Annotated in this window: 15 protein-coding genes; 7 read left to right on the top strand and 8 right to left on the bottom strand. The window is 70.9% G+C overall.

What is annotated here, in order from left to right; all coding sequences use genetic code 11:
* Positions 1–56: 56 nt before the first annotated feature.
* On the bottom strand, positions 57–1,373 hold the full coding sequence (gene gabT, locus ACIBKY_RS20825) for a 4-aminobutyrate--2-oxoglutarate transaminase (protein ID WP_397098378.1): 1,317 nt from the start codon (positions 1,371–1,373) through the stop codon (positions 57–59).
* Between the two features lie 119 nt (positions 1,374–1,492).
* Here gabT and ACIBKY_RS20820 point away from each other — a divergent pair, with 119 nt between their 5' ends.
* Positions 1,493–2,860, top strand: a complete 1,368-nt coding sequence (locus tag ACIBKY_RS20820) for a PucR family transcriptional regulator ligand-binding domain-containing protein (RefSeq protein WP_397098377.1) — start codon at positions 1,493–1,495, stop codon at positions 2,858–2,860.
* On the opposite strand, the gene ACIBKY_RS20815 is transcribed toward ACIBKY_RS20820, so the two are convergent.
* Entirely contained in the window at positions 2,850–3,482 is a 633-nt protein-coding gene (locus ACIBKY_RS20815; RefSeq protein WP_397098375.1) for a TetR/AcrR family transcriptional regulator, read from the bottom strand. The genes ACIBKY_RS20820 and ACIBKY_RS20815 overlap by 11 nt on opposite strands.
* 398 nt (positions 3,483–3,880) lie before the next feature.
* Between ACIBKY_RS20815 and ACIBKY_RS20810 the strand changes: the two genes are divergently transcribed.
* The 4 genes from ACIBKY_RS20810 (at position 3,881) to ACIBKY_RS20795 (ending at position 10,570) form a co-directional block, all read left to right on the top strand.
* Positions 3,881–5,308 carry an aldehyde dehydrogenase family protein gene (locus ACIBKY_RS20810; RefSeq protein WP_397098373.1) on the top strand — a complete coding sequence of 476 codons (1,428 nt, stop codon included), beginning with the start codon at positions 3,881–3,883 and terminating at the stop codon, positions 5,306–5,308.
* Between the two features lie 20 nt (positions 5,309–5,328).
* On the top strand, positions 5,329–8,166 hold the full coding sequence (locus ACIBKY_RS20805) for an NACHT domain-containing protein (protein ID WP_397098371.1): 2,838 nt from the start codon (positions 5,329–5,331) through the stop codon (positions 8,164–8,166).
* A 254-nt stretch (positions 8,167–8,420) separates the two neighbouring features.
* Positions 8,421–9,950 carry a B12-binding domain-containing radical SAM protein gene (locus tag ACIBKY_RS20800; RefSeq protein WP_397098369.1) on the top strand — a complete coding sequence of 510 codons (1,530 nt, stop codon included), beginning with the start codon at positions 8,421–8,423 and terminating at the stop codon, positions 9,948–9,950.
* Positions 9,950–10,570 (top strand): LysE family translocator, encoded by a 621-nt coding sequence (locus ACIBKY_RS20795; RefSeq protein ID WP_397098367.1) that lies wholly within the window; start codon positions 9,950–9,952, stop codon positions 10,568–10,570. The genes ACIBKY_RS20800 and ACIBKY_RS20795 overlap by 1 nt, the downstream gene beginning before the upstream one ends.
* Positions 10,571–10,578: 8 nt before the next feature.
* On the opposite strand, the gene ACIBKY_RS20790 is transcribed toward ACIBKY_RS20795, so the two are convergent.
* On the bottom strand, positions 10,579–11,487 hold the full coding sequence (locus ACIBKY_RS20790; protein ID WP_397098366.1) for an alpha/beta hydrolase family protein: 909 nt from the start codon (positions 11,485–11,487) through the stop codon (positions 10,579–10,581).
* Between the two features lie 127 nt (positions 11,488–11,614).
* Here ACIBKY_RS20790 and ACIBKY_RS20785 point away from each other — a divergent pair, with 127 nt between their 5' ends.
* Together ACIBKY_RS20785 and ACIBKY_RS20780 are read left to right on the top strand one after the other, a co-directional pair.
* Positions 11,615–12,190, top strand: coding sequence for a TetR/AcrR family transcriptional regulator (locus ACIBKY_RS20785; RefSeq protein WP_397098364.1), 576 nt, complete (start codon positions 11,615–11,617; stop codon positions 12,188–12,190).
* Positions 12,191–12,246: 56 nt separating this feature from the next.
* On the top strand, positions 12,247–12,888 hold the full coding sequence (locus tag ACIBKY_RS20780; RefSeq protein ID WP_397098434.1) for a DNA alkylation repair protein: 642 nt from the start codon (positions 12,247–12,249) through the stop codon (positions 12,886–12,888).
* 13 nt (positions 12,889–12,901) lie between these two features.
* On the opposite strand, the gene ACIBKY_RS20775 is transcribed toward ACIBKY_RS20780, so the two are convergent.
* From ACIBKY_RS20775 to ACIBKY_RS20755, 5 genes are all read right to left on the bottom strand, one after another.
* Positions 12,902–14,026: a trypsin-like serine peptidase gene (locus ACIBKY_RS20775; protein WP_397098363.1), complete on the bottom strand. Its 1,125-nt coding sequence runs from the start codon at positions 14,024–14,026 to the stop codon at positions 12,902–12,904.
* Positions 14,027–14,081: 55 nt separating this feature from the next.
* Positions 14,082–15,071, bottom strand: a complete 990-nt coding sequence (locus ACIBKY_RS20770; protein WP_397098361.1) for a peptidase — start codon at positions 15,069–15,071, stop codon at positions 14,082–14,084.
* 121 nt (positions 15,072–15,192) lie between these two features.
* On the bottom strand, positions 15,193–16,065 hold the full coding sequence (locus ACIBKY_RS20765) for an NAD-dependent epimerase/dehydratase family protein (protein WP_397098359.1): 873 nt from the start codon (positions 16,063–16,065) through the stop codon (positions 15,193–15,195).
* A complete protein-coding gene (locus ACIBKY_RS20760; RefSeq protein WP_397098357.1) occupies positions 16,065–18,257 on the bottom strand; it encodes an FAD-dependent oxidoreductase in 2,193 nt (730 codons plus the stop codon). Before ACIBKY_RS20760 ends, ACIBKY_RS20765 begins: the two co-directional genes overlap by 1 nt.
* On the bottom strand, positions 18,257–20,518 hold the full coding sequence (locus tag ACIBKY_RS20755; protein WP_397098356.1) for a hypothetical protein: 2,262 nt from the start codon (positions 20,516–20,518) through the stop codon (positions 18,257–18,259). Before ACIBKY_RS20755 ends, ACIBKY_RS20760 begins: the two co-directional genes overlap by 1 nt.
* Positions 20,519–20,525 lie beyond the last annotated feature (7 nt).

Here is a 20,525-nt window from a genome sequence, read left to right as displayed (position 1 = left end):
CCAACAAAACAGGGCCATCCCCATCAAGGTGGATGGCCCGTTCTGTGGGGGTTCTTCTAGGAGAACGCCTTTTCCAGGATGCCGAGGCCCTCCTCCAGCAGGTGCTCGGGCATGACCAGCGGCGGCAGGAAACGCAGCACGTTGCCGTAGGTTCCGGCCGTGAGGATGATCAGGCCCTCGGCGTGGCAGCGCTTGACGATCTCCTGGACGGCGGCCGGGTTCGGGTTCTTCGTCCCGGGCTCGACCAGTTCGATGGCGATCATGGCGCCGCGTCCGCGGACGTCGCCGATGATCGGGAAGCGCTCCTGCAGCGCCCTGAGGCGGGGGAGCATGACCTCGCCGATCCGGCGGGCCTTGGCGACCAGGTCGTCCTGCTCGATGGTCTCCAGCACGGCGAGCGCCGCCTCGCAGGCCAGCGGGTTGCCGCCGTACGTGCCGCCGAGGCCGCCCACGTGCACCTTGTCCATGAGCTCGGCGCGGCCGGTGACCCCGGCGAGCGGCAGGCCGCCCGCGATGCCCTTGGCGGTGCAGATGATGTCGGGGACCACGCCCTCGTCCTCGCAGGCGAACATGTCCCCGGTACGCGCGAAGCCCGTCTGCACCTCGTCGGCCACGAAGACGATGCCGTTGGCGCGGCAGTACTCCGCGATCCTCGGCAGGAAGCCCTTGGCGGGCTCGATGAAGCCGCCCTCTCCGGCGATCGGCTCGATGACCACGGCGGCCACGTTCCGCGCGCCCACCTGCTTCTCGATCATGTCCACGGCCTGGGCGTACGCCTCGTCGGCCGGGTTCTCGCCGGGCCAGCGGAACGGATAGGCCAGCGGCACCCGGTACACCTCGGGCGCGTAGGGGCCGAAGCCCTGCTTGTACGGCATGTTCTTGGCCGTCAGGGTCATCGTCAGCAGGGTGCGGCCGTGGTAGCCGTGGTCGAACACCACGACGGCCTGGCGGCCGGTGGCGTGGCGGGCGACCTTGATGGCGTTCTCGACGGCCTCGGCGCCGGAGTTGACCAGGAACGTGCGCTTGTCGTGCTCGCCCGGGGTGATCTGGTTGAGCTTCTCGCAGACCTCCACGTACGACTCGTACGGCGTGACCATGAAACAGGTGTGGGTGAAGTCGGCCACCTGCTTGCTCACCCGCTCGACCACGCGCGGAGCGGCGTTGCCGACGCTGGTCACGGCGATGCCGGAGCCGAAGTCGATGAGCGAATTGCCGTCGGCGTCCTCGACCACGCCCCCGCCCGCGCGCGTCACGAAGACGGGCAGTGTGGTGCCGATGCCGGGGGGCACGGCGGCCTGCTTGCGGGCCAGCAGTTCCTGGGACTTCGGCCCCGGGATGGCGGTGACGAGACGACGCTCCTGCGGAATGCTCATGCTCTTGACGGTACGGCGGGTGATGACCTGCGCCGATACGTCGATATGTCACACTTGAGGGGTCTTAATCTGCCGGACTGGACAAAATGCCGCCTTCTCTGGGAACCGTGGTGCGACGGATGGGCCTTCGGCCCCTGGCCGGGTCGCTGGACTCGGACGTGCGGTGGGTCGCGGTCAGCGAACTCGAGGACCCCACACCGTTTCTGGAGGGCGCCGAGCTGGTGCTCACCACGGGGATGCGGCTGAGTGGCGCAGGCGACTTTCCCGGATATGTCGGGCGGCTCGTGACGCGGGGCGTCGCGGGACTGGGGTTCGGTGTCGGGCTGACCCACGACGAGGTTCCGGCCGAGCTGGTGGCCGCCGCTGCCGCCGCCGGGCTGCCGCTGCTGGAGGTGCCCCGCGAGACGCCGTTCATCGCCATCGGCAAGGTCGTCAGCGAACTGCTGGCCGCCGAGCAGTACGAGGAGATCACCCGTGCCTTCGCCGCCCAGGGGCGCCTGACCCGGGCGGCGCTCCGGCCCGAGGGCATGCACGCGGTGATCGACCGCCTGGCCAAGGAGGTGGGCGGGTGGGCGGCTCTGGTGTCCGAGACGGGGGAGATCTTGCACGCCACCGCCGGGACACGGACGGACCAGGTGGAGTCGGCGCTCCGGCGCAGGGGCGGGCGGTTTCCGGCGAGTGTGGCCATGTCAGGACCCGACGGGCAGGTGGTCGTGCAGCCGCTTGGCGGCGGGGCCAGGCCGCGCGGGTTCTTCGCCGTGGGGACCGGGCAGGCGTTCTCCCCGGTCACGCATACCGTGATCAACGCGGCCGGCTCCCTGCTGACGCTGGCCGTCGAGCAAGGGGGCGCGCATCGGGAGGCTGAGCGGCGGGTGCGCGGCGCCGTACTGGAACTGCTGCTGGCGGGGCTGGAGGGTGCGGCGCGCGCGGTGCTCGCTCCGATCGGCGCCCACCTGCCGGACGAGCCGGTCGTGGTCCTCGCCGCCGCTCCCGACGCCCTGGACCTCCTCGAACCCCACGGCTTCACGGCCCTCCACGACGGCGCCGCGGTCGCGGTGGTCACGGCGCAGGCGGCCGGCCCGGTGTCCGGGAGAGTGGGGGTCAGCGGGCCGGGCCCGTACCGGGACCTGCGCGGCGGGCTCGACCAGGCGCGGCGCGCGCTGCAGGCCAGCACGGGCGCGCCGGTCCGCTTCGCCGACCTGGCCGGGCAAGGGCTGCTCGCCCTGCTGGATCCCGCCGCCGCCCAGGCGTTCTCGGCCGCGCTGCTCGCCCCCCTCAGCCAGTACGGCTCCCGCGCCGACCTCATCGCGTCTTTGCGCGCCTACCTGGCCAGCAACGGCCACTGGGACGCGGCCGCCCAGCGCCTGGGCATCCACCGCCACACCCTGCGCTACCGGATGAAACGCGTCGCCGAACTCCTCGGCCGCGACCTGGACGACCCGGGGGTGCGCGCGGAGCTCTGGATCGCCCTGGAAGCTACTTGTTGACCAGGTAGCAGCAGATGGTGGCCGTGGTGACCGCTTCGTAGGTGCGGCCGTCGCGTAGGTGACCCGCCCGCTCCAGGCTGATGGCGCCCTGGGCGGCGGCCCACAGCGCGTCGGCGATCTTCCTGGGCTGGGTCGGGACGAGGTAGCCCTGGGCGATGCAGTCGGAGATCACCCGGTCGAGGATGTTGAGCGCCGCGCGGGCCAGCGTACGGGCGCGTTCGCTGGGCTCGAAGCCGGGGATGGCACGCTCGAACATCAGCGAGTAGTAGCCGGGCTCGGCATGACACGCCTGGCGGTAGGCGGGGCCGAGCGCGGTGAGGTATTCGAAGGGATCGCGCCGGTGCGGCACCGCGTCCAGAAAGCGGCGGAAGCGTTCGAACCCCTCCAGGTAAAGCGCCTCGGCCAGGCCCTCCCGGTTGCCGAACATCGTGTAGATGACGGTGGTGGTGCAGCCCGCCTCGGTGGCGATCCTGCGCATGTTCAGGCTTTCCGGGCCGTCGCTGTCGAGCAGGGCGACGGCCACGTCGAGCAGGCGCGAACGCAGCTCGTCCTGCCCGGCCCGCTCGCCCAGAAGGTAGGCACCCTGAAGCCCGAGCGGAGCCGAAGCATGCTGCTCGGTCACGGGGCCCACGCCTTTCTAGCTCGGGGGCCCGCCGCGCTGGAGACCCGCACACGATGACTTAGCCATGGCGGCGATCGTTCAAACCGCTCCACACGGTAAACATCCCGATTTAGTACTACTTCTGTTACACAGCGGGTAAACATGAGGGCCACGTGGCAACAGTGACGCCAAGCCCGGGGCGTCGATCAGGGAGCAGGCCTTACCCGGACGTGGGATTAGAGATCTTACCCAGGGCACTCTCCGAGACTCGGGCGACGCCGGCCGGACTTCGCCCGGAGCTCCACGTCGAGGCGGTGATCCGGCGGTGCCGGGGGTTGTACGTAACGGCGGAGGCCGGAGGTGGTCTTGTGCACCCCGGTGTAAGTCTCCGATCTTCCCGGTGGCATAACGTCATGGGTATGGACGTGCGTACCTTCTGGCTCGCAGGGCGCCCCGCCACCGGGGACGCCGAGCTCACCGTGACCAATCCCCACGACGGTCGCGAGGTCGGGCGATATTCGGTGCCGACCGCCGCGCAGGTCGAGGAGGCCGTGGCGGCCGCCGCCGCGGTGGCCGGGCAGGCCGCCGCGCTGCCCGTCCACGTGCGCGCGGAAGCCCTGGCCCATGTCTCGCGCCGCCTGGCCGAGCGGGCCGACGAGATCGCCCATCTGATCATGTCGGAGAACGGCAAGCCGATCATGTGGGCCCGCGGCGAGGTCAGCCGGGCCGTCGCCACCTTCCGCTTCGCCGCCGAGGAGACCCGCCGCTGGTCCGGCACGACGCAGCGGCTCGACACCGAACCCGCCGCCGCCGGCCGGCTCGCCTACGTCACGCGCGTGCCCAAGGGGCCCGTGCTGGCGATCACGCCGTTCAACTTCCCGCTGAACCTCGTCGCCCACAAGGTCGCCCCCGCCATCGCGGTCGGCGCGCCGGTCATCGTCAAGCCCGCCCCCGCCACTCCGCTGTCCTCGCTCGTGCTCGGCGACATCCTGGCCGAGACCGACCTGCCGGCGGGCATGTTCTCCGTGCTCCCCATCGAGAACGAGCGCGCCTCGTCCCTGGTCGACGACCCGCGCCTGCCCGTGGTGTCGTTCACCGGCTCCGCCCCGGTCGGCTACTCCATCGCCGACCAGATCCCGCGCAAGCACGTCACGCTGGAGCTGGGCGGCAACGCGGCCGCCGTCGTGCTGGCCGACGCCGACCTCGACTGGGCCGCCCGGCGCATCGCCCTGTTCTCCAACTACCAGGCCGGCCAGAGCTGCATCGCCGTCCAGCGGGTGATCGTCGAGCAGCCCGTGTACGACGCCTTCGTCGAGCGCCTCCTGCCCGCCGTCGGCGACCTGGTCACCGGTGACCCGGCCGACGAGAAGACCCAGGTGGGCCCGCTGGTCTCACTGGCCGCCGCCGAGCGCGTCGAGCAGTGGGTCCGGGAGGCCGTCACGAGCGGCGCCCGGCTGCTGGCCGGCGGCACCCGCGACGGCGCCACGGTCACGCCGACGGTGCTGGCCGACGTCCCGCACGACGCCAAGGTCAACGTCGAGGAGGTCTTCGGCCCGGTCATGATCCTGCAGCGGGCCGCCTCGATCGACGAGGCGTACGCGCTGGTCAACGACTCCAAGTACGGCCTGCAGGCCGGCGTGTTCACCCGGTCGCTGGACGCCGCCTTCCGGGCCAACCGGGAGCTGGAGGTCGGAGGCGTCATCATCGGCGACGTCCCCTCCTACCGGGCCGACCAGATGCCGTACGGCGGGGTGAAGGACTCGGGCATCGGCCGCGAGGGCCTGCACTCGGCGATGGAGGACTACACCTACGAGAAGGTGATGGTTCTGACGGGGCTGACCCTCTAAATCCCGCAATAATCGGCGGCATGGCGAGGGAGTACCGGTATGCCGACGCCGTGCGGTTACTGGGCGGCGACGACCCTGCGGTCCGGGCGCTCGACACGGTTCTCGGGGCCGCCACTCTGGGGCTCTGGGACCTGATCGACGCCAAGGGCGAGCTGATCCGGGTCGGCAACGACCTTCTCGGGCGGTGGCGCGACTGGCGGGCGGGCAAGGAGTGGCGCGGCCGTACGGACCGCATCGAAGCCGCGCACACCATCCTGGTGCTCACCGCGTTCTTCGAGGCGCTGGACGGGATCGAACTGCCGTTCAGCGCCCGTGAACTGCGGATGAGCAAGACGGAGCAGGTCACGCTGCTGCGCGGGGTAGATCTGGGCAGCCCGGTCTGCCCCTCGCCGCAACTGCCGTTCGAGGAGGCCAAGAGCGTCATCCTCGTGCGGTACGAGCGGCTGCGCGGCGCGCTGCGGAGCTTCGCCGAAGGGCTGAGCCTCTGGGAACGGCTGCAGGAGCACCAGCGGGAGTGGGTCTTCGACAGCTCGCTCGCCACGGCGGCCATCCGCAGGTACGAGGACGGCTACCGCCGGCTGGCCATGGACGTGCCGGAGTTCGGGTTCTGGTCGGCGATGGTCGAGCACCAGGCCACCCGGGCGCGGCTGGCCGACCTGGAACGGCTGCTCGACGGCCTGGCCCCGGCCCGCGCGCAGGACGCCCGGCTGGCGGCGCTGGGCAGACTGCACCAGGCGGCGCTGCGCCGCCCGGTCGCCGAGACCGGAGACGTGCCCGCCGGGCTGGCGCTGCCCAGCCTGGGCGACGCCTACGTCACCCCGCGCTTCCGCTCGGGCCGGCCGGAGCGCGCGGAAGACCCCAGCCAGGAGGCGTGGTGGAGCGAGCGTGAGGTGCGCGACGGCCTGCCGCGCTTCCTCGCCGGCTACCTCACCTCGCCGGAGGCGGGCAGGACGCCGCTCATGGTCCTGGGCCAGCCGGGGGCGGGCAAGTCGGTGCTGACCAAGGTGCTCGCCGCCCGCCTGCCCGCCGACTTCGTGCCCGTCCGGGTGCCGCTGCGCGACGTGGCGGCCGGCGCGGACGTCCAGGAACAGATCGAACAGGCCGTCTACCAGCTCAGCGGCGAGCGGCTGCACTGGCCCGACCTGGCGAGGGCGGCCGACGGCGCGCTGCCCGTCGTGATACTCGACGGCTTCGACGAACTCCTGCAGGCCACCGGCGTGCGGCAGTCCGACTACCTGGCCAAGGTGGCCCGCTTCCAGCAGCGCGAGCTCGACGCGGGACGCGCCGTCGCGGTGATCGTGACCTCCCGTACGGCGGTGGCCGACCGCGTCGACTACCCCGAGGGCTCGCTGGTGACCCGGCTGGAGCCGTTCGACCTGGAGGAGATCGAGCAGTGGCTGGAGGTGTGGAACCACGCCAACGCCGCCTACTTCGACGGGGCGGGACTGCGGCCGCTGTCGATGGAGGTCGCCCGCGCGCAGCGGAACCTGGCCGAGCAGCCGCTGCTCCTGCTCATGCTGGCCCTCTACGACGCCTACGGCAACGCCCTGCGCAGGAACCTCGCCGACCGCATCGGCGAGGCCGAGCTCTACGAGCGCCTCATGCGCGCCTTCGCCGAGCGGGAACTGGAGAAGAGTCACCCGCGTGAGCGGATCCCGGCCCTGGTCGAGAAGGAACTGCTGCTGCTGGGCATCGTCGCGTTCGCGATGTTCAACCGGGGCCGTCAGTGGGCGACCGCCGCCGAGGTGGACGCCGACCTGGAGGCGCTGCGCCTGTCCGCCCGCCGGCCCACCTCGCTGGCCACCCCGCTGACCGCCGGTGAGCAGGCGTTCGGCCGCTTCTTCTTCGTCCACCAGGCCCAGGCCACCCGCGACGGCGGCGAGATCCTGCAGACCTACGAGTTTCTCCACGCCACGTTCGGCGAGTTCCTGATCGCCCGGCTGATCGGCAGGCTCCTGGACGACATGCTGGTCCAGGAGTCGCGCCTGGTCGTGGAGGAGGTCAGCGACGGCATGCTCGGCACGTTGCTGTCCTGGTCGACGCTCTCCACGAGGCCGCCCGTGATCTCGTTTCTGCGCGAGTCCGCCGACCCGGCCTGGCGGGGGCTGGCCACCCGCCTGTTCGCGCTGGCCGACCTGCGCGACCAGCTCGCCCACCCGGCCTACCGCCCCTGGACCGCCGGACCCGCCCGCCGCAACGCCTACTACACGGCCAACCTGCTGAAGGTCGCCCTCGCCTGCGACCCCGCCCGCCTCCTCTGGTCCCGGGTACGGCCCGGCCACGAGGACCCCCTCACCGAGTGGCGGCGCTTCGCGCTGCTGTGGCGTTCCCAGCTGGCCAACGAGGAGTGGGACAGCCTGATCAGGGTGGTGCGGGCCACGTCCGTCGGCGGGGCCGCCGACCTGGAGCTCGCCCTGGACACCGGATCCACCTGGGACCTCACCCCGATGGACACCTCCTGGATCGCCCCGCCCGACAGCGGCGCGTACCTGCGGGCCCGCCAGGGTGTGCTGTTCTCGTTCCTGCCGCACGAGACGCTCTTCCTGCACGCGCTGGAACCCGTGCTCGGCGCCGCCCTGTCCTGGAACGGTGGCAAGTCGCTGCTGCGCGAGATCCTGGAGATTCTGGTCCTGCGCGGCCCGAACGGGGACGGCCGCGCCCGCTCCTACCTGGCACTGGCCGAGTACGTGCACTACCTCAGCGACCACGTGATCACCGAGGCCGTCACCAGGGCGATCGCCGGGGACATGGCCACGCTGGCGGACAACCAGGTGAGCGAGGTGGTCGACGAGGTCTCGCGCGGATCGATCGCCGGACAGCGGCTGATGAGCCGGATCCTGCGCCTGCATTCCCGCTAATACACCTAGGGCATAAGGGATGTCAATAGCGGATGACTGCTGTCAACTCTATCTGTCCGGAGCATTGAGCCTGCCCGCGATCGTGGGCGACAGTGAGCGCATGGAGCCGTCGTGGTCGGACAGCCGCGCGCTCTGGCCTGGGGGAAGCCGTTGACCGTGTGAAACGGTCCGGCCTCGATGTGTGTGCCCGCGGGGTTGCCTGCCCGTACTGGCTGGACCGGCACGTCGGCCTGGAACCCGCTGAGAGGTACTCGATGACCAAGAAGGTACAGAGTGTCCTGCTCGTCAATGCCGGCAGCGACGCTGATGTCTCCTCGATCGCGAACGACGGCACGTTCCCCGCTCTCGGCGTCGTCTCACTGGCGACCGTGCTGCGACGCGATCACCCCGACCTGGACGTGATCGCCGTCGACGGCCAGATCACGCCCATGGCGGAGATCGAACAACTCGTCAGGGACCTCGACCCCGACATCCTCGGCGTGGGCGTGCTGGCCACGTCCTACGGCAACGCGCTGCGGCTGGCCGAACTCGGCAAGAACGCCGGGGCCGTCACGGTCTTCGGCAACGACCAGGCCACGGCCATGGCCGAGCGGATCCTGAAGCACCGCGAGGTCGTGGACTACGTGTGCGCGGCCGACGTCGGAGAGTTCGCCCTGTCCGCCCTGGTGGGCGCGGTGAAGGGGGAGCGCCCGATCGACTCCGTGCCCGAACTCCTCTACCGCACGCCCGACGGGCTCGCCCACAACCGCCTGCCGGAGATTCCCCCTGACGTGATCAAGGGCGGCGGAGGGGCGTTCAAGACCATGATCCTGGACGCCATCCCCGTGCCCGACCGCACGTTGATGCCGGACAACAACTGGGAGCGCTATCTGGACAACTACCTGAACCGGTACGGCGGGTTCCACGACGACGAGGAGGTCACCGGCGTCACCACCATGAACCGCGCCCGGGGTTGCGCACGGGTGAAGGCGCCCTGCCATTTCTGCGGCATCATGGACCTGAGCCTGCGCTTCTCCTCCCCTGAGATGTTCTGGAACGACGTGCGCACCGCTCAGGAGCAGATCTCGGCCTCGATCTTCTACGAGGCGTTCGACAGCATGAGCAGCTCACCGCGCTGGATCAAGGCCGTGGTCGACGCCAAGCCGGACGACATCGGCGACCCGAAGTTCTTCGTGTACACGCAGGCCGCCGAGACCACCCCGCGCCTGGTCGAGCTCTACCGGAAGCTCGGCGTCTACCGGGTGAACATGGGCCTGGAGGCGGGCGACACCAGAATGCTCAAGGTACTCAAGGGCCCGCGCGACAGCCTGGAGAACAACCAGCGGGCCTGCCACCTGTTCCAGGACGCCGGAATCCTGATCCACGGCTCGCTGGTCCTGGGCGGACCCGGCGAGAACGAGGAAAGCCTGGAGAACACGGTCCGGTTCGGGCGCTGGCTGATCGACAACGGGATGATGGCCTCGCTGGAAGCCCAGCCGCTCTATCCCGACTTCGGCGCCCTGACCGGCAAATGGATGATGAACCCCGACCTCGCCAGGCAGGTCGCCAAGGAGCGGGGTTTCGAGATCTACGACGAGGAACTGCTCGACCTCATGCCCGACAAGTACGGCACGAGCGACATCGTGGACTTCGATGAGGTCTCCAAGGACTGGTGCAAGATCTTCAGCCACTCGACCTGGGACGAGCTCATCGACGCCACCCACTCCATCCGCTCCTACGCGGAACGGGTCGGCACCGTCACCGGCTCCGGCCGCATCACCCAGGCCACCCTCGGATCGTTCTAGTGCTCTCGCTGCTGGCCGCCACTGTCCTGTCCTGCGCCCTCGTCGTCCTGACCCCCGGGCCGGGCGTGCTGATGGTGCTTCACCTCGGGGCCAGTGGCGGCCGCCGCTCCAGCTTCGTCTTCGTGCTGGGACACCTGGCCGGCGACCTGGTGTGGTCGGCGCTGGCACTGGTGGCGCTGCGATGGGTGCGGCTGATCTCGCCCGTCTTCTTCGCCGCCCTGACCGTGGCCAGCGCCCTCTACCTGATCTACCTGGGCATCCGGGCCCTGACCTCAGCGAGCGCCCCGCAGCGGGCGGCGGCCTTCACCGGCGGGCGGGCGATGCTGCAGGGCGCCGCCTTCGGCATCACCAACCCCAAGAGCTACCCGGTGACCCTCGCCGTCTTCACCGCGGTGCTCGGCGACCGCATCGAACTGCTCACCGTGGCCACGATCCCGCTCTTCCTCGCCGCCGGTCTCCTCGGCTGCCTGGCCTCGGGCGCGCTGCTGTCGTGGATCTCCGGCCTTCCCGCGTTGCGGCACGCGTACGGCAGGGCGGCCCCCACGATCGGCCGGCTGGTGGCGCTGGTCTTCTTCGGCTTCGCCGCCTGGTCTCTCATCCACCTGTTGCTCCGGTGGTGAGAGGTCCGCTACTTGCTCCGCAGCGCACCCAGCGGGTTGGGGTCCTGCTCCAGGGCGGTGGCCGCCTCCTTCCACGCGGTGTCCTCCGGGTGGAGTGCGCTGCGGAGGAAGGCCGTGGTGAGCCGCTGGATCAGCGCGACGCGTGCGGGGTTCTCGTCGGTCGTCTCGGCCGCCTCGTAGCCGGCGATGCCGCCGAGCGAGTGCTCCGCTCCGAACAGCGTGAGGAGGCTCTTGTCCGCCGGGCTGTGGAGGAAGGGGTCGACGAACCAGTCCGGTCCGCGGGTGGACAGGTGGGACTGGTCGTTGTCGCCGGCGACGATGAGGGCCGGTGCGGTCATGCCGGCGAAGGACGGCCTCATGAAGGGGAAGTGCTCGGCGGCGAACGGGACCAGGTCGTCGCCCAGGCCGGTCAGCGCGAGCAGTACTCCCGCCTTGACCCGGGGGTCGGACAGGTCCTCGCCGGGGACGCCGGCGGAGTCCAGGACGCGCGCGCCCAGGAGCGTGCTCGCCGTCTGCGCTCCCCAGGAGTGTCCGGCCACGGCGACGCTGTCGCGGTCGACGCGGCCGCCGAGACCCGGCACGGAGGCTTCGAGGATGTCGAGCCCGTCCAGGACGCGGGTCAGGTCGTGGATGCGGATGCGCCAGATGTCCGGCGTCCTGGGGTCGTCGGCCGCGAGCCCGAGCGTTCTGGAGTCGAGGTGGGTGGGCTGCAGGACGACGAAGCCGCCGGCGGCCCAGTGGTCGGCCAGCGGGGCGTAGCCGTTCATCGACGAGCCGAAGCCGTGCGAGAAGACGATGACGGGCAGGCCGCTGCCGGTGGCGGGGGCCGAGACGCGGACCCGCAGGTCCTCGCCGCGGCCGGGGACGGGCAGGACGACCGGGTGCGCGGATACCACCGTGGTGTTCGGGTGGGACATGGAAGTGCTCTCCCTTGGGGTTGGCCGGAAGGCCTCTGATCTGCCATCATGAGCGAAACGGAACGCTGCTCCGCTAACGATACGGAACACGGTTCCGCTTTGCAAGTGCCTCTGGAAGGAGTCCGCCGTGAACGACAGCGCGACCGGGTCCAAGCGCAAGGACGCCCGCCGCAACCAGCAGGCCCTGCTGGACGCGGCCGCCGCGGTCTTCGTCACCGCGGGAGTGGAAGCACCGGTGCGCGACATCGCGGCCAAGGCTGGGGTGGGAATCGGCACGATCTACCGCCATTTCCCCACCCGGGCGGACCTCGTCATCGCCGTGTACCGGCACCAGGTCGACGCCTGCGCCGAAGCCGGCCCGGCCCTGCTGGCATCCAGCCCGACCCCGCACGCCGCCCTCGAAAGCTGGGTCGGCCTCTTCGTGGACTTCCTGGTGACCAAGCACGGCCTCGCCGCCGCGATGCGGAACGACGGCACCGGCTTCGAAACCCTGCACGCCTACTTCCTCGACCGCCTCCTGCCGGTGTGCGCCCAGCTTCTCGAAGCCGCCGCCGCCTCCGGCGAGATCCGGTCCGACCTCGACGCGTACCAGCTCATGCGTGGCATCGGAAACCTCTGCGTCGGCGCCGAGACCGACCCCCGCTACGACGCCCGCCGCCTGGTCGCGCTCTTGGTCGAGGGGCTGCGCCGGCGCGTAGGCTGAGTCCCGCACGTCAGGGACAGGAGGTTGGGGTGGCCGAGACCACGGTGGCCGAGGTGATGGCCGAGCTGGCCGCACTCGAGGACCCGAAGATCCGCGAGGTGAACGAGCGACACGGTGACGACCACGGCGTGAACCTCACCAAGTTGCGCGCGGTCGCCAAGCGGTTGAAGACACAGCACGAACTGGCACGCGAGCTGTGGAAGACGGGCGACACCGCGGCGCGGCTGCTCGCGCTGCTGATCTGCCGCCCGAAGGCGTTCGAGCGTGACGAACTGGACGCCATGGTGCGCGAGGCCGGCACGCCCAAGGTGCACGACTGGCTCGTGAACTACGTGGTGAAGAAGAACCCGCACGCCGAAGAGCTGCGCGTGGCCTGGTTCGCCGATCCGGATCCGGTCGTGGCGAGCGCGGGCTGGGCACTGACCACCGAACGGGTGGCCAAGCAGCCGGGCGTCCTCGACCTGGCGGACCTGCTCGACGTCATCGAGGCGGAGATGAAGGGCGCCCCGGATCGCCTGCAGTGGGCGATGAACCACTGCCTGGCGCAGATCGGAATCGAGCACGCGGAACACCGCGCCCGCGCCGTCGGCATCGGCGAACGCCTGGAGGTGCTCAAGGACTACCCGACCGCCCCGGGTTGCACGTCCCCGTTCGCGCCCGTCTGGATCGCCGAAATGGTGCGCCGCCAGCACGCCTAGCCGGGCGAGGCCGTCAGGCGTTCTGGGCGGTGGTGAACAGGGCCCGGGCCGAGTCGCCGAAGTAGGGACCGTACATGGTGCCCTGGTCGTCGGAGTACTTGAAGCTGCTGACCGAGGTCACCGTGCCCTTGCCGGTGGCCGCGTCGAAGCGGGTCAGCCACGGGCCGCCGCTTGAGCCCGCCGTCATGTCGCAGCCCAGGCCCTGGTCGCGGGTCTGGCCGTAGGGGTCGTTGCGCAGGCGGCCGGCGCAGTAGAACAGGCGCTCGCCGTCGTACGGGGGGTCGGCCGGGTAGCCGAAGCCGTAGGCCTGGCCGCCTCTGCCGCCGTTGAAGGCGATCTCCTGGGTGCCGACCACGTCGGCCACGTGCCTGCCCCGCGAGGTGTTCAGGGCGACCATGCCCACGTCGTAGCTGTCGTCGCCGCTGCGGGACCACGGGCCGGCGACGAACATCCGCCTGGCCGTGTACGCCCCGTACGGCTGGCCCCCACCCTCCTGGTACCCGGGGACGAACGTCCAGTTGTCCGCCCATTCCCCGGCCCCGTCCTTCACGCAGTGGCCGGCCGTGACGACGACGTCGCGGTTGGCGCTCCTGACGGTGCCGGCGGAGCACACGAAGTCGACGCCGCCCACGGTGAGGAAGACCCGGCCGGTGGTCTTGGACACCAGGCCGCCGGTCACCCAGCGGGAGCCGGAGGTCGTGGCCTGGGGCCTGGCCGACTGGTGCCGGGGAGTCGCGCCGCCCGCCGGTCCGGGGACCGCCGCCCTGCCGGGCAGCTCACGGGTGACGATCTTGGCCGTGCCCCCGGCCACCTCGGGTGCCGTGCCGACGCCGGACTCGCTCGACAGCCCGCTGAGCAGCCCGCCGTTCTTCCCGACGATGCCGAGCAGGTCGATCGGCAGGGCTCCGGCCATCCGCCGAGGCGTCCAGTAGCCGAGCACGCGCCGCTGGTCCGCGGGGGTGCGGGCGGCGACGTGCTCGACGACCTCGGCGCGGGGTGCCGCGCGCTCGACGCTGGTGACGGACGGGCGGTCGGCTGGCTGCAGGGCGGGCGCGAGCGCCGTCGCGCCGATGAGTGCCGGTCCCACCAGCCCCGCGACGAGCGGTGCCGCCGCAAGCAGGGGGGTGCTCAGGGTCATGAACCCCGAGTGTGCACTACGACGGGTGTTCTTGTGACTACTTTCGGTAAATGCGTCAGAGGGCGTCGGTGCTCTGGGCGGAGTTGTAGACGGCCTGGACCTCTGCCCCGAAATATGGGCCGAACATCCAGTTGGGGGCGAAGTTGTATTTGAAGCTGTTGACGGAGTTGAGCGTGCCCAGCCCGGAACTCTCGTTGAAACTCTGGAACCATGGACCGCCGCTCGAACCACCGGTCATGTTACATGTCAGGCCGTGGTCGCGGGAGAGCAGGAAGTCGTCGAAGGTCCGCCCGGCGCAGTAGATCAGCCTCGACCCGTCGTACGGCGCCGCCGCCGGGTAGCCGAACGCGTGCATCTGCACCCTCCGGCCCTGGTTGAAGGAGACGCCCTGCCCGCCCACCACGTCCGTCAGGGTCTTGCCCGACAGGGGCGCGACGACCGCCGCGGCCATGTCGAAGTTGATGTCCTCGCGGGCGTTCCACTGCGGTGTGGTGAGCAGCTTGGTGGCCGGCCAGGTGCCGTGGGGCCGCTGTCCGGCGTTGTAGCCGGGCACGAAGACCCAGTTGGTGTGGAAGGCGCCCCCCATCTTGACGCAGTGCCCGGCGGTGATGACGACGCTCTCGTTGGCGCTGGTCACGGCCGAACCCGAGCAGGAGGCGTTGCGGCCCTGGTAGGTGAAGAAGACCCGGCCGGTGGTCCGCACGACGGCGCCGCCGCGGGTCCACGGGGCGCCGCCGCTGGCCTGGGCCTGCTGCTGGGGGGTGCCGGTGGGCGGGACGCCCCAGGGGTTGCCCGTGGTGGGCTCGCCGGGGGTGCCGGGGCCGTGCTTGGCGTTGGCCTTGGGCGCGGGGGGAGTGAGCGGCTGCGCGTCCTCCATCTTCTGCGGGGTCCAGTAGGACAGGACCTCGCGCTGCTCGGACTTGCTGTCTGCGGCGGCCTTGGCCGCGGGCTTGGGGCCCGCCGCGGCCTGCGCCGCCCCGGCCGGGAGCAGGAAGCTCCCGGCCGTGAGGGTGACGAGGGAAAGCAGAGCGACTCTGCGGTGCATTACGTACCTCCCGAAACCGGACCTGGGGTTGGAAGGTAGCGGTGCCAATATCACTATTTCTCAAGATTTACGCGAACAGATATAGCGATATTCGGGCATTAATGCCGTCTATTATCTGGTGTCACATCTGTAGCCGGTATTCGGCCGTGAAACCCAGCAGCCGCTCCGCCCTCGACAGGTCCACCGGGACCGTCCGGCCGGGCAGCGGAGCGCGTACCTCCGCGTCGGGGTGGTAGCGGCGCAGCAGGTCCTCGGTCGGCTCCTTCGCCATCGTCTCGGGCGCGCAGACGTTCACCACCTCCACGCCGGGACCCGGCACCCCCAGGGCCAGCACGCACGCGCGGGCGGCGTCGCGCGTCTCCAGGTAGGCCCAGTAGCCGCGGGCGTGCGCGCCGGGGTCGGCGGCGCAGCGCGCGGCGAACGCGTCGAGCCGCTCATCGAACCCGCCCACGTACGGCAGGCGCAACGCCACGATCCCCATCCCGTGCCGCCGCGCCATCGTCGCCGCGGTCAGCTCGTCCACCTGCTTGGACAGCGCGTAGGGGTCCTCGGACTGCGACGGCAGCCGCTCGTCCACCGGCACATAGGCCGGATGCAGCTCACGCGCCGCGAACGGCACCCCGTCGGCCGCCATCGAGCTGGCCAGGCACACCCGGCGCACCCCCGCCAGCCCGGCCTGCTCCAGCACGGTGAAGGTGGCCAGCGTGTTCAGCCCGAACACCTGCTCGGCGGGCAGCCACTCCGGCGTGGCGATGGCGGCGAGGTGGATCACCGCGTCCACGCCGTCCAGCGCCTGCCCGACCGCCGCGGGATCGGTCGCGTCGCCGGTCACCACCCGCGCGGCGGGCAGGTCGCCGGGGTCCGAACGTTCCAGCGCGACCGCCTCGACCCCCCGCGACTCCAGCAGGCCGAGCACCGACCGCCCGATCCGCCCCGCGGCGCCGGTCACCAGCACACGCTCCATCAGCTTGCCCTCCATCAGCGGGCCCTTCATCAGTAGGCCCTGACCGCGATCAGGTGCGCCGAGGGCGCCCCGTTCGACGCCTCGACGACGATCCGCAGCCCCTCCGCCGTCACGGGCTCGGGCAGCGGGTGCGCGATCCGCCTGCGGCGGTTGCCGCGGGTCTCGGCGACCTGCCGCCACTGCCCGCCGACGAGCGCCTCGACGCGGTAGTCGCGCACGAGCGTCGGGATGATCTCGAACGGCGTGCGGTGATGATGCAGGTTGATCAGATCCTCGTTGACGTCGTCGTCGGCGATGACCTCCACCCGCGCGATCGTCACCGGCTCCGGCCAGCGCAGCTCCAGCTCGGCGGGCAGCGTGGCCGAGACCCACATGTGCGGCCCGGCGTAGGGGCGCTGGTAGCCGTCGAGCGCCTTGTCCGGCGCGAAGGCCCGCGTCGTCCCCGTCTCCAGGCAGAAGGTACGGCGCAGCAACCCGCGATCACTCCACTCCCGCAGCGGCTGCGGCGACTCGGCGTGGGGCGGCAGCGGTACCCGCGTGAAGCACAGCACGCCGGGCGTGGCCTGGTCCGCCACGTGCAGGGACACCAGCGGATTGGCCTTGACCAGCAGGAACGCGTTGCGCGCTGTCCCTGGCTGCCAGTCCAGGCCCAGCTCCGCCCACTGCTTCTCGCCCGCGGCGAGCGCGATCTCCCGGGTGGCGACCAGCTCGCGCGGCACGTAGTTCTGGCCGAGCACCGGGTCGTGCAGCTCGACGGTGAGCGTGGTGTCCCCGTCGGCGTCGAGTAGCAGCCGTACGCCGGTGAGCGACGGGTCCACCGGCAGCACGATCCCGGCGTCGGCGTCGAGCCGCCACGCCTCCTGGGGCGTGTCGGCCACGAGCCGCGTGAGGGTGCCGGACGCGGTGGCGGCGGCCGTACCGCAGAGGTCGGCCGGATCGTCGTAGCGCAGGCCGACGACGGAGGCGTCCTCGCGCAGCAGGGTGCGCTGCAGGTCGGCGACCGGCAGGTCGCGCGGTCGCGCGCCCGTCGCCGCGCACAGGGCGGCGGCGGTGCCCGCCGCCTGGCCGATCGTCGCGCAGGTGGCCATGACGCGGGTGGAGCCGAAGGCCACGTGCGAGGCGGAGATGTTGCGGCCGGCCATGAGCAGGTTGGGCACGTCGGCCGAGTAGAGCGAGCGGTAGGGGATGTGGTAGATACCGTCGGCGTACTGCTGCCTGGCCCCGGCCTCGGCGGCGTACATGCCCTGCGGCGGGTGCAGGTCGATGGACCAGCCGCCGAAGGCGACGCGATCATCGAACGGCGTCTGGCCGAGCACGTCGTGCTGGGTGAGCACGTAGTCGCCGAGCAGGCGGCGGTACTCGCGCTTGCCCGGCAGCGCGCCCACCCATTCGAGCGTCATCGTGTCGGCGTCGAACTGGCCCGAGTTCTTGATGTGGTCCCAGATGCCGTAGATGACCGACCAGAGCTCGTCGCGGATGCGGTCGTTGTCGTGGACGGTGTCGAGTTCGCCGCCGAACTCGATCCACCAGTAGGCGCAGCCGTTGTCGCCGGCCTTGATGATGCGGCGCTCGGGGATGGAGGTCTGGGTGATGTCCTTGGCGAAGTCCGGCGGGACGTAGCGGACGGGCTCGCCCGCGTCCTTGGTGTAGAAGAGCAGCGTGCTGCCGAGCGTGATGTCGTCGGGGACCTCGGGTGCCCACGGCTCGCCGTACTCCTCGCGGCCCTCGCGTCCGATGCGGTGGCTCGCGCCGGCGAGGTGGCCGACCAGGCCGTCGCCGGTGCAGTCGAGGAAGAGCCCGGAGTCGAAGGTGATCTCCCGCTCCGAGCCCATCATCCAGCCGGTGACCGACGCGATGCCGCCGGGGCTTGCGGTGACGTGGCGCACGTCGGTGTTGAGGAAGACCGAGAGGTTCGGCTCGGCGCGGACGGCGTCGAGGATCGTGGTGTCCCAGAAGTAGGGGTTGCCGTGCGGGTTGCGGTACTGGTTCTCGACGAACAACTCGCCCATGATGCCGCCCTCGCGGGCGTGGTGGTTCTTGCCGTGGCCGGTGGCGCCGCAGACCCAGACGCGGACCTCGCTGCTGGAGTTGCCGCCGAGCACCGGCCGGTTGTTGACCAGGGCGACGGTGCGGCCGAGGCGGGCGGCGGCGATGGCGGCGCAGGTTCCGGCCAGTCCTCCGCCGATCACCGTGATGTCAGCTTTTATGGTTTCTTGTCGCATTAGCACAATCCGTAGTAGATGCGGGGCGCGCCGTCCAGGGTCAGCGTCACCTTGCCGTTCTTCACCGGGACCCGGCTCTCGCGGCCGATGCAGTCCACGACGCGCACGTGCGCCCCCTTGGCCGCCACGGTGAGCCGCGTCTTGGTCGGCCAGTGGTCCACCCACGCCTCCTTGTGCGGGTACCACTGGTCGGGGCCGTGGTCGGCGTTCAGGTGGTAGCCGTCCTTGCGGGTCCACAGGATGGCGAACCCGTCGAACCGCAGGCCCTTGACCTGGTTGTCCTTGAACGTCATCCACTTGACGAACCTGGCGCCCTCCAGCGTCCTGGTGGCGGTGGCGTAGGCCAGCAGGGCCGCCTTGACGCTGGTGTCGCGGTTCATGAGGCCGAAGTGGTACTCGGCGTTGTTCGGGTCGGCCTCCTGCGGGTGGTGGATCGTGCTGTCGTGGGGCTGGTACCAGTTCACGCCGTCCACCCCCTCCGAGACCGCCAGGGCCAGCGTGAGCAGCGTGTTCTCGGCCGCCTGCCGGTGGTTGTCGTTCCACCAGCGGTTGGGCCGGGTGCAGGCGTACGCCTCGGTCAGCCAGAGCTCCTTGCCGCCGCCGTGCGCGTCGACGGTCCTGCGCGCCTCGCGCAGCGCGCCGAGGAAGTTCCAGTACGTACCGTTCTCGCCCTGCTGCCACTCCGACGGCGGCGGCGCGTAGTCCGGGGTGAAGTTGCCGCGCCCCGGGTGGAAGGCGAAGACGTCGATGAGCGGCCAGCCGCCCGCCTTGTGGAAGTTCGCGGTCCAGTTGACGTCCATGCCGCCGAGGCCGCAGTTCATGAGCTTGATGCCGGAGCCGTTCAGGCGGTCGTGGATCGGCTTGAGCCCGTCGCGCACGTACTCGGCCGCCTTCTGGCCGGACATCCACGGCTGGTTGAGCTCGTTGGCCACCTCGAAGTAGCGGGCGCCGGAGGCGCGGGCGATCGCCGCCTTCTCGTCGGCCCACTTGGTGATCTGTTCGGGCGTGCCGTTGAAGATGACGCCGCCGAGTTGCACGTTGTGCGGGATGCCGAGGGCGTCGAGCTCGGCGGGGGACAGGCCGGGCGCGCCGTCGTAGGCGATGCGCACCGACTTGACGCCGATCTTCTTCATCAGCTGCCCGACCGCCGCCTTGTCCGGGACGAGCATCCACGTGTAGTTCGCGATGCCGAAGCGGCCCTCGGGCCGGTAGGTGTGATCCTTGAGCGTGGCCAGGTTGGTGCGGGCGAACACCTCGTCGGTCCCGGCGACCGCCTTAACCTCGGTGAAGACGATGCCCTGCGGGGCTCCCGCGACGGTGAACGACTCGTCCCAGACGGCGCCGGGCGCGAGGGTCCTGTTCAGGGTGCCGCCGCCGGCCTGCCCGCCGTCGAAGTCGCGGGCCCACCAGGTCAGCGTCACCTGCCGTGGTACGGCGGCGCCGTTCACGACCTGGGCCTTCAGCGTCATGGGGGCGGCGCTGCCGTACAGGCCGAAGGGCTGTTCGCTCCAGACGTCGACGCTGAGCGGCGCGCCGGCGCCCAGCGCGTTGGCGGCGGCCGGACGCATCGCGCCGAGCACCAGCTCGACCTCGGTGGCGCCGTCGGCGCCGGCGGGGGCGTGGATCCAGCTCGCGTTCGTGAAGCCGGGCGTGGTCTTGGCCAGCCGGAAGTAGGCCTGCGTGTCGCTCCACGTCTCCTGGTAGAGCGCGCCGTCATTGATCTCGTACGGCACGCCGCCCCGAGGATCGCGCGTCCACTTGGTCGCGGGCACGTAGCGCTCGGGCGCGGAGGGCGCCAGCAGGGTCCTGGCGAACATGTAGCCGGTCGGGGTGAGCGTGGTAGTGCCGGAGACCTCCCAGCGCAGGCGGGCCCGGCGGGCGGCGACCGTGAAGATCCCGCGCACCGTGACCGCCTGCGCGGAGGCGGACATGACGTAGGCGATCTGGATGGCCTGCCGACCGTCCACGGTGATCAGGGAGGGCGTGCCGCCGAAGGTGCGCTGCTGCCCCAAGACACTGTCCTTGATCATGAAGTGGGTGAGCTTGATCCGGTCGGTGCCGTCGCTGACCATGATCGAGCCGTCGGTCCCGGCGGTCAGCGCGATGCCGTCGGCCTCGATCGTGATCGGCGCGGTGCTCGCCCGCGCGGGCGCCGGTGCGAGGGCGGGTGCGACGGCGGCGGCGGGTGCGATGGCGGCCGCGCCCGCGATCTGCAGGGCGTTGCGTCGTGAGATTTCCGGCAGGGGTGAGATTTCCGGCATGGGGGTG

Origin of the sequence: Nonomuraea sp. NPDC050394, from assembly GCF_044459065.1 — a bacterium.
Lineage (GTDB): Bacteria > Actinomycetota > Actinomycetes > Streptosporangiales > Streptosporangiaceae > Nonomuraea.
Note: the sequence above shows the minus strand (reverse complement) of the source record. Positions and strands in the feature narration are given on the sequence as shown.

Bases quoted from the DNA above. Each gene is read 5' to 3' on its own strand.
- ACIBKY_RS20790 (WP_397098366.1), bottom strand. From the start codon at position 11,487: ATGTCCCACCCGAACACCACGGTGGTATCCGCGCACCCGGTCGTCCTG.
- ACIBKY_RS20780 (WP_397098434.1), top strand. From the start codon at position 12,247: ATGGCCGAGCTGGCCGCACTCGAGGACCCGAAGATCCGCGAGGTGAAC.
- ACIBKY_RS20770 (WP_397098361.1), bottom strand. From the start codon at position 15,071: ATGCACCGCAGAGTCGCTCTGCTTTCCCTCGTCACCCTCACGGCCGGG.
- ACIBKY_RS20800 (WP_397098369.1), top strand. From the start codon at position 8,421: ATGACCAAGAAGGTACAGAGTGTCCTGCTCGTCAATGCCGGCAGCGAC.
- gabT (WP_397098378.1), bottom strand. From the start codon at position 1,373: ATGAGCATTCCGCAGGAGCGTCGTCTCGTCACCGCCATCCCGGGGCCG.
- ACIBKY_RS20765 (WP_397098359.1), bottom strand. From the start codon at position 16,065: ATGAAGGGCCCGCTGATGGAGGGCAAGCTGATGGAGCGTGTGCTGGTG.
- ACIBKY_RS20755 (WP_397098356.1), bottom strand. From the start codon at position 20,518: ATGCCGGAAATCTCACCCCTGCCGGAAATCTCACGACGCAACGCCCTG.
- ACIBKY_RS20760 (WP_397098357.1), bottom strand. From the start codon at position 18,257: ATGCGACAAGAAACCATAAAAGCTGACATCACGGTGATCGGCGGAGGA.
- ACIBKY_RS20820 (WP_397098377.1), top strand. From the start codon at position 1,493: ATGGGCCTTCGGCCCCTGGCCGGGTCGCTGGACTCGGACGTGCGGTGG.
- ACIBKY_RS20810 (WP_397098373.1), top strand. From the start codon at position 3,881: ATGGACGTGCGTACCTTCTGGCTCGCAGGGCGCCCCGCCACCGGGGAC.
- ACIBKY_RS20805 (WP_397098371.1), top strand. From the start codon at position 5,329: ATGGCGAGGGAGTACCGGTATGCCGACGCCGTGCGGTTACTGGGCGGC.
- ACIBKY_RS20775 (WP_397098363.1), bottom strand. From the start codon at position 14,026: ATGACCCTGAGCACCCCCCTGCTTGCGGCGGCACCGCTCGTCGCGGGG.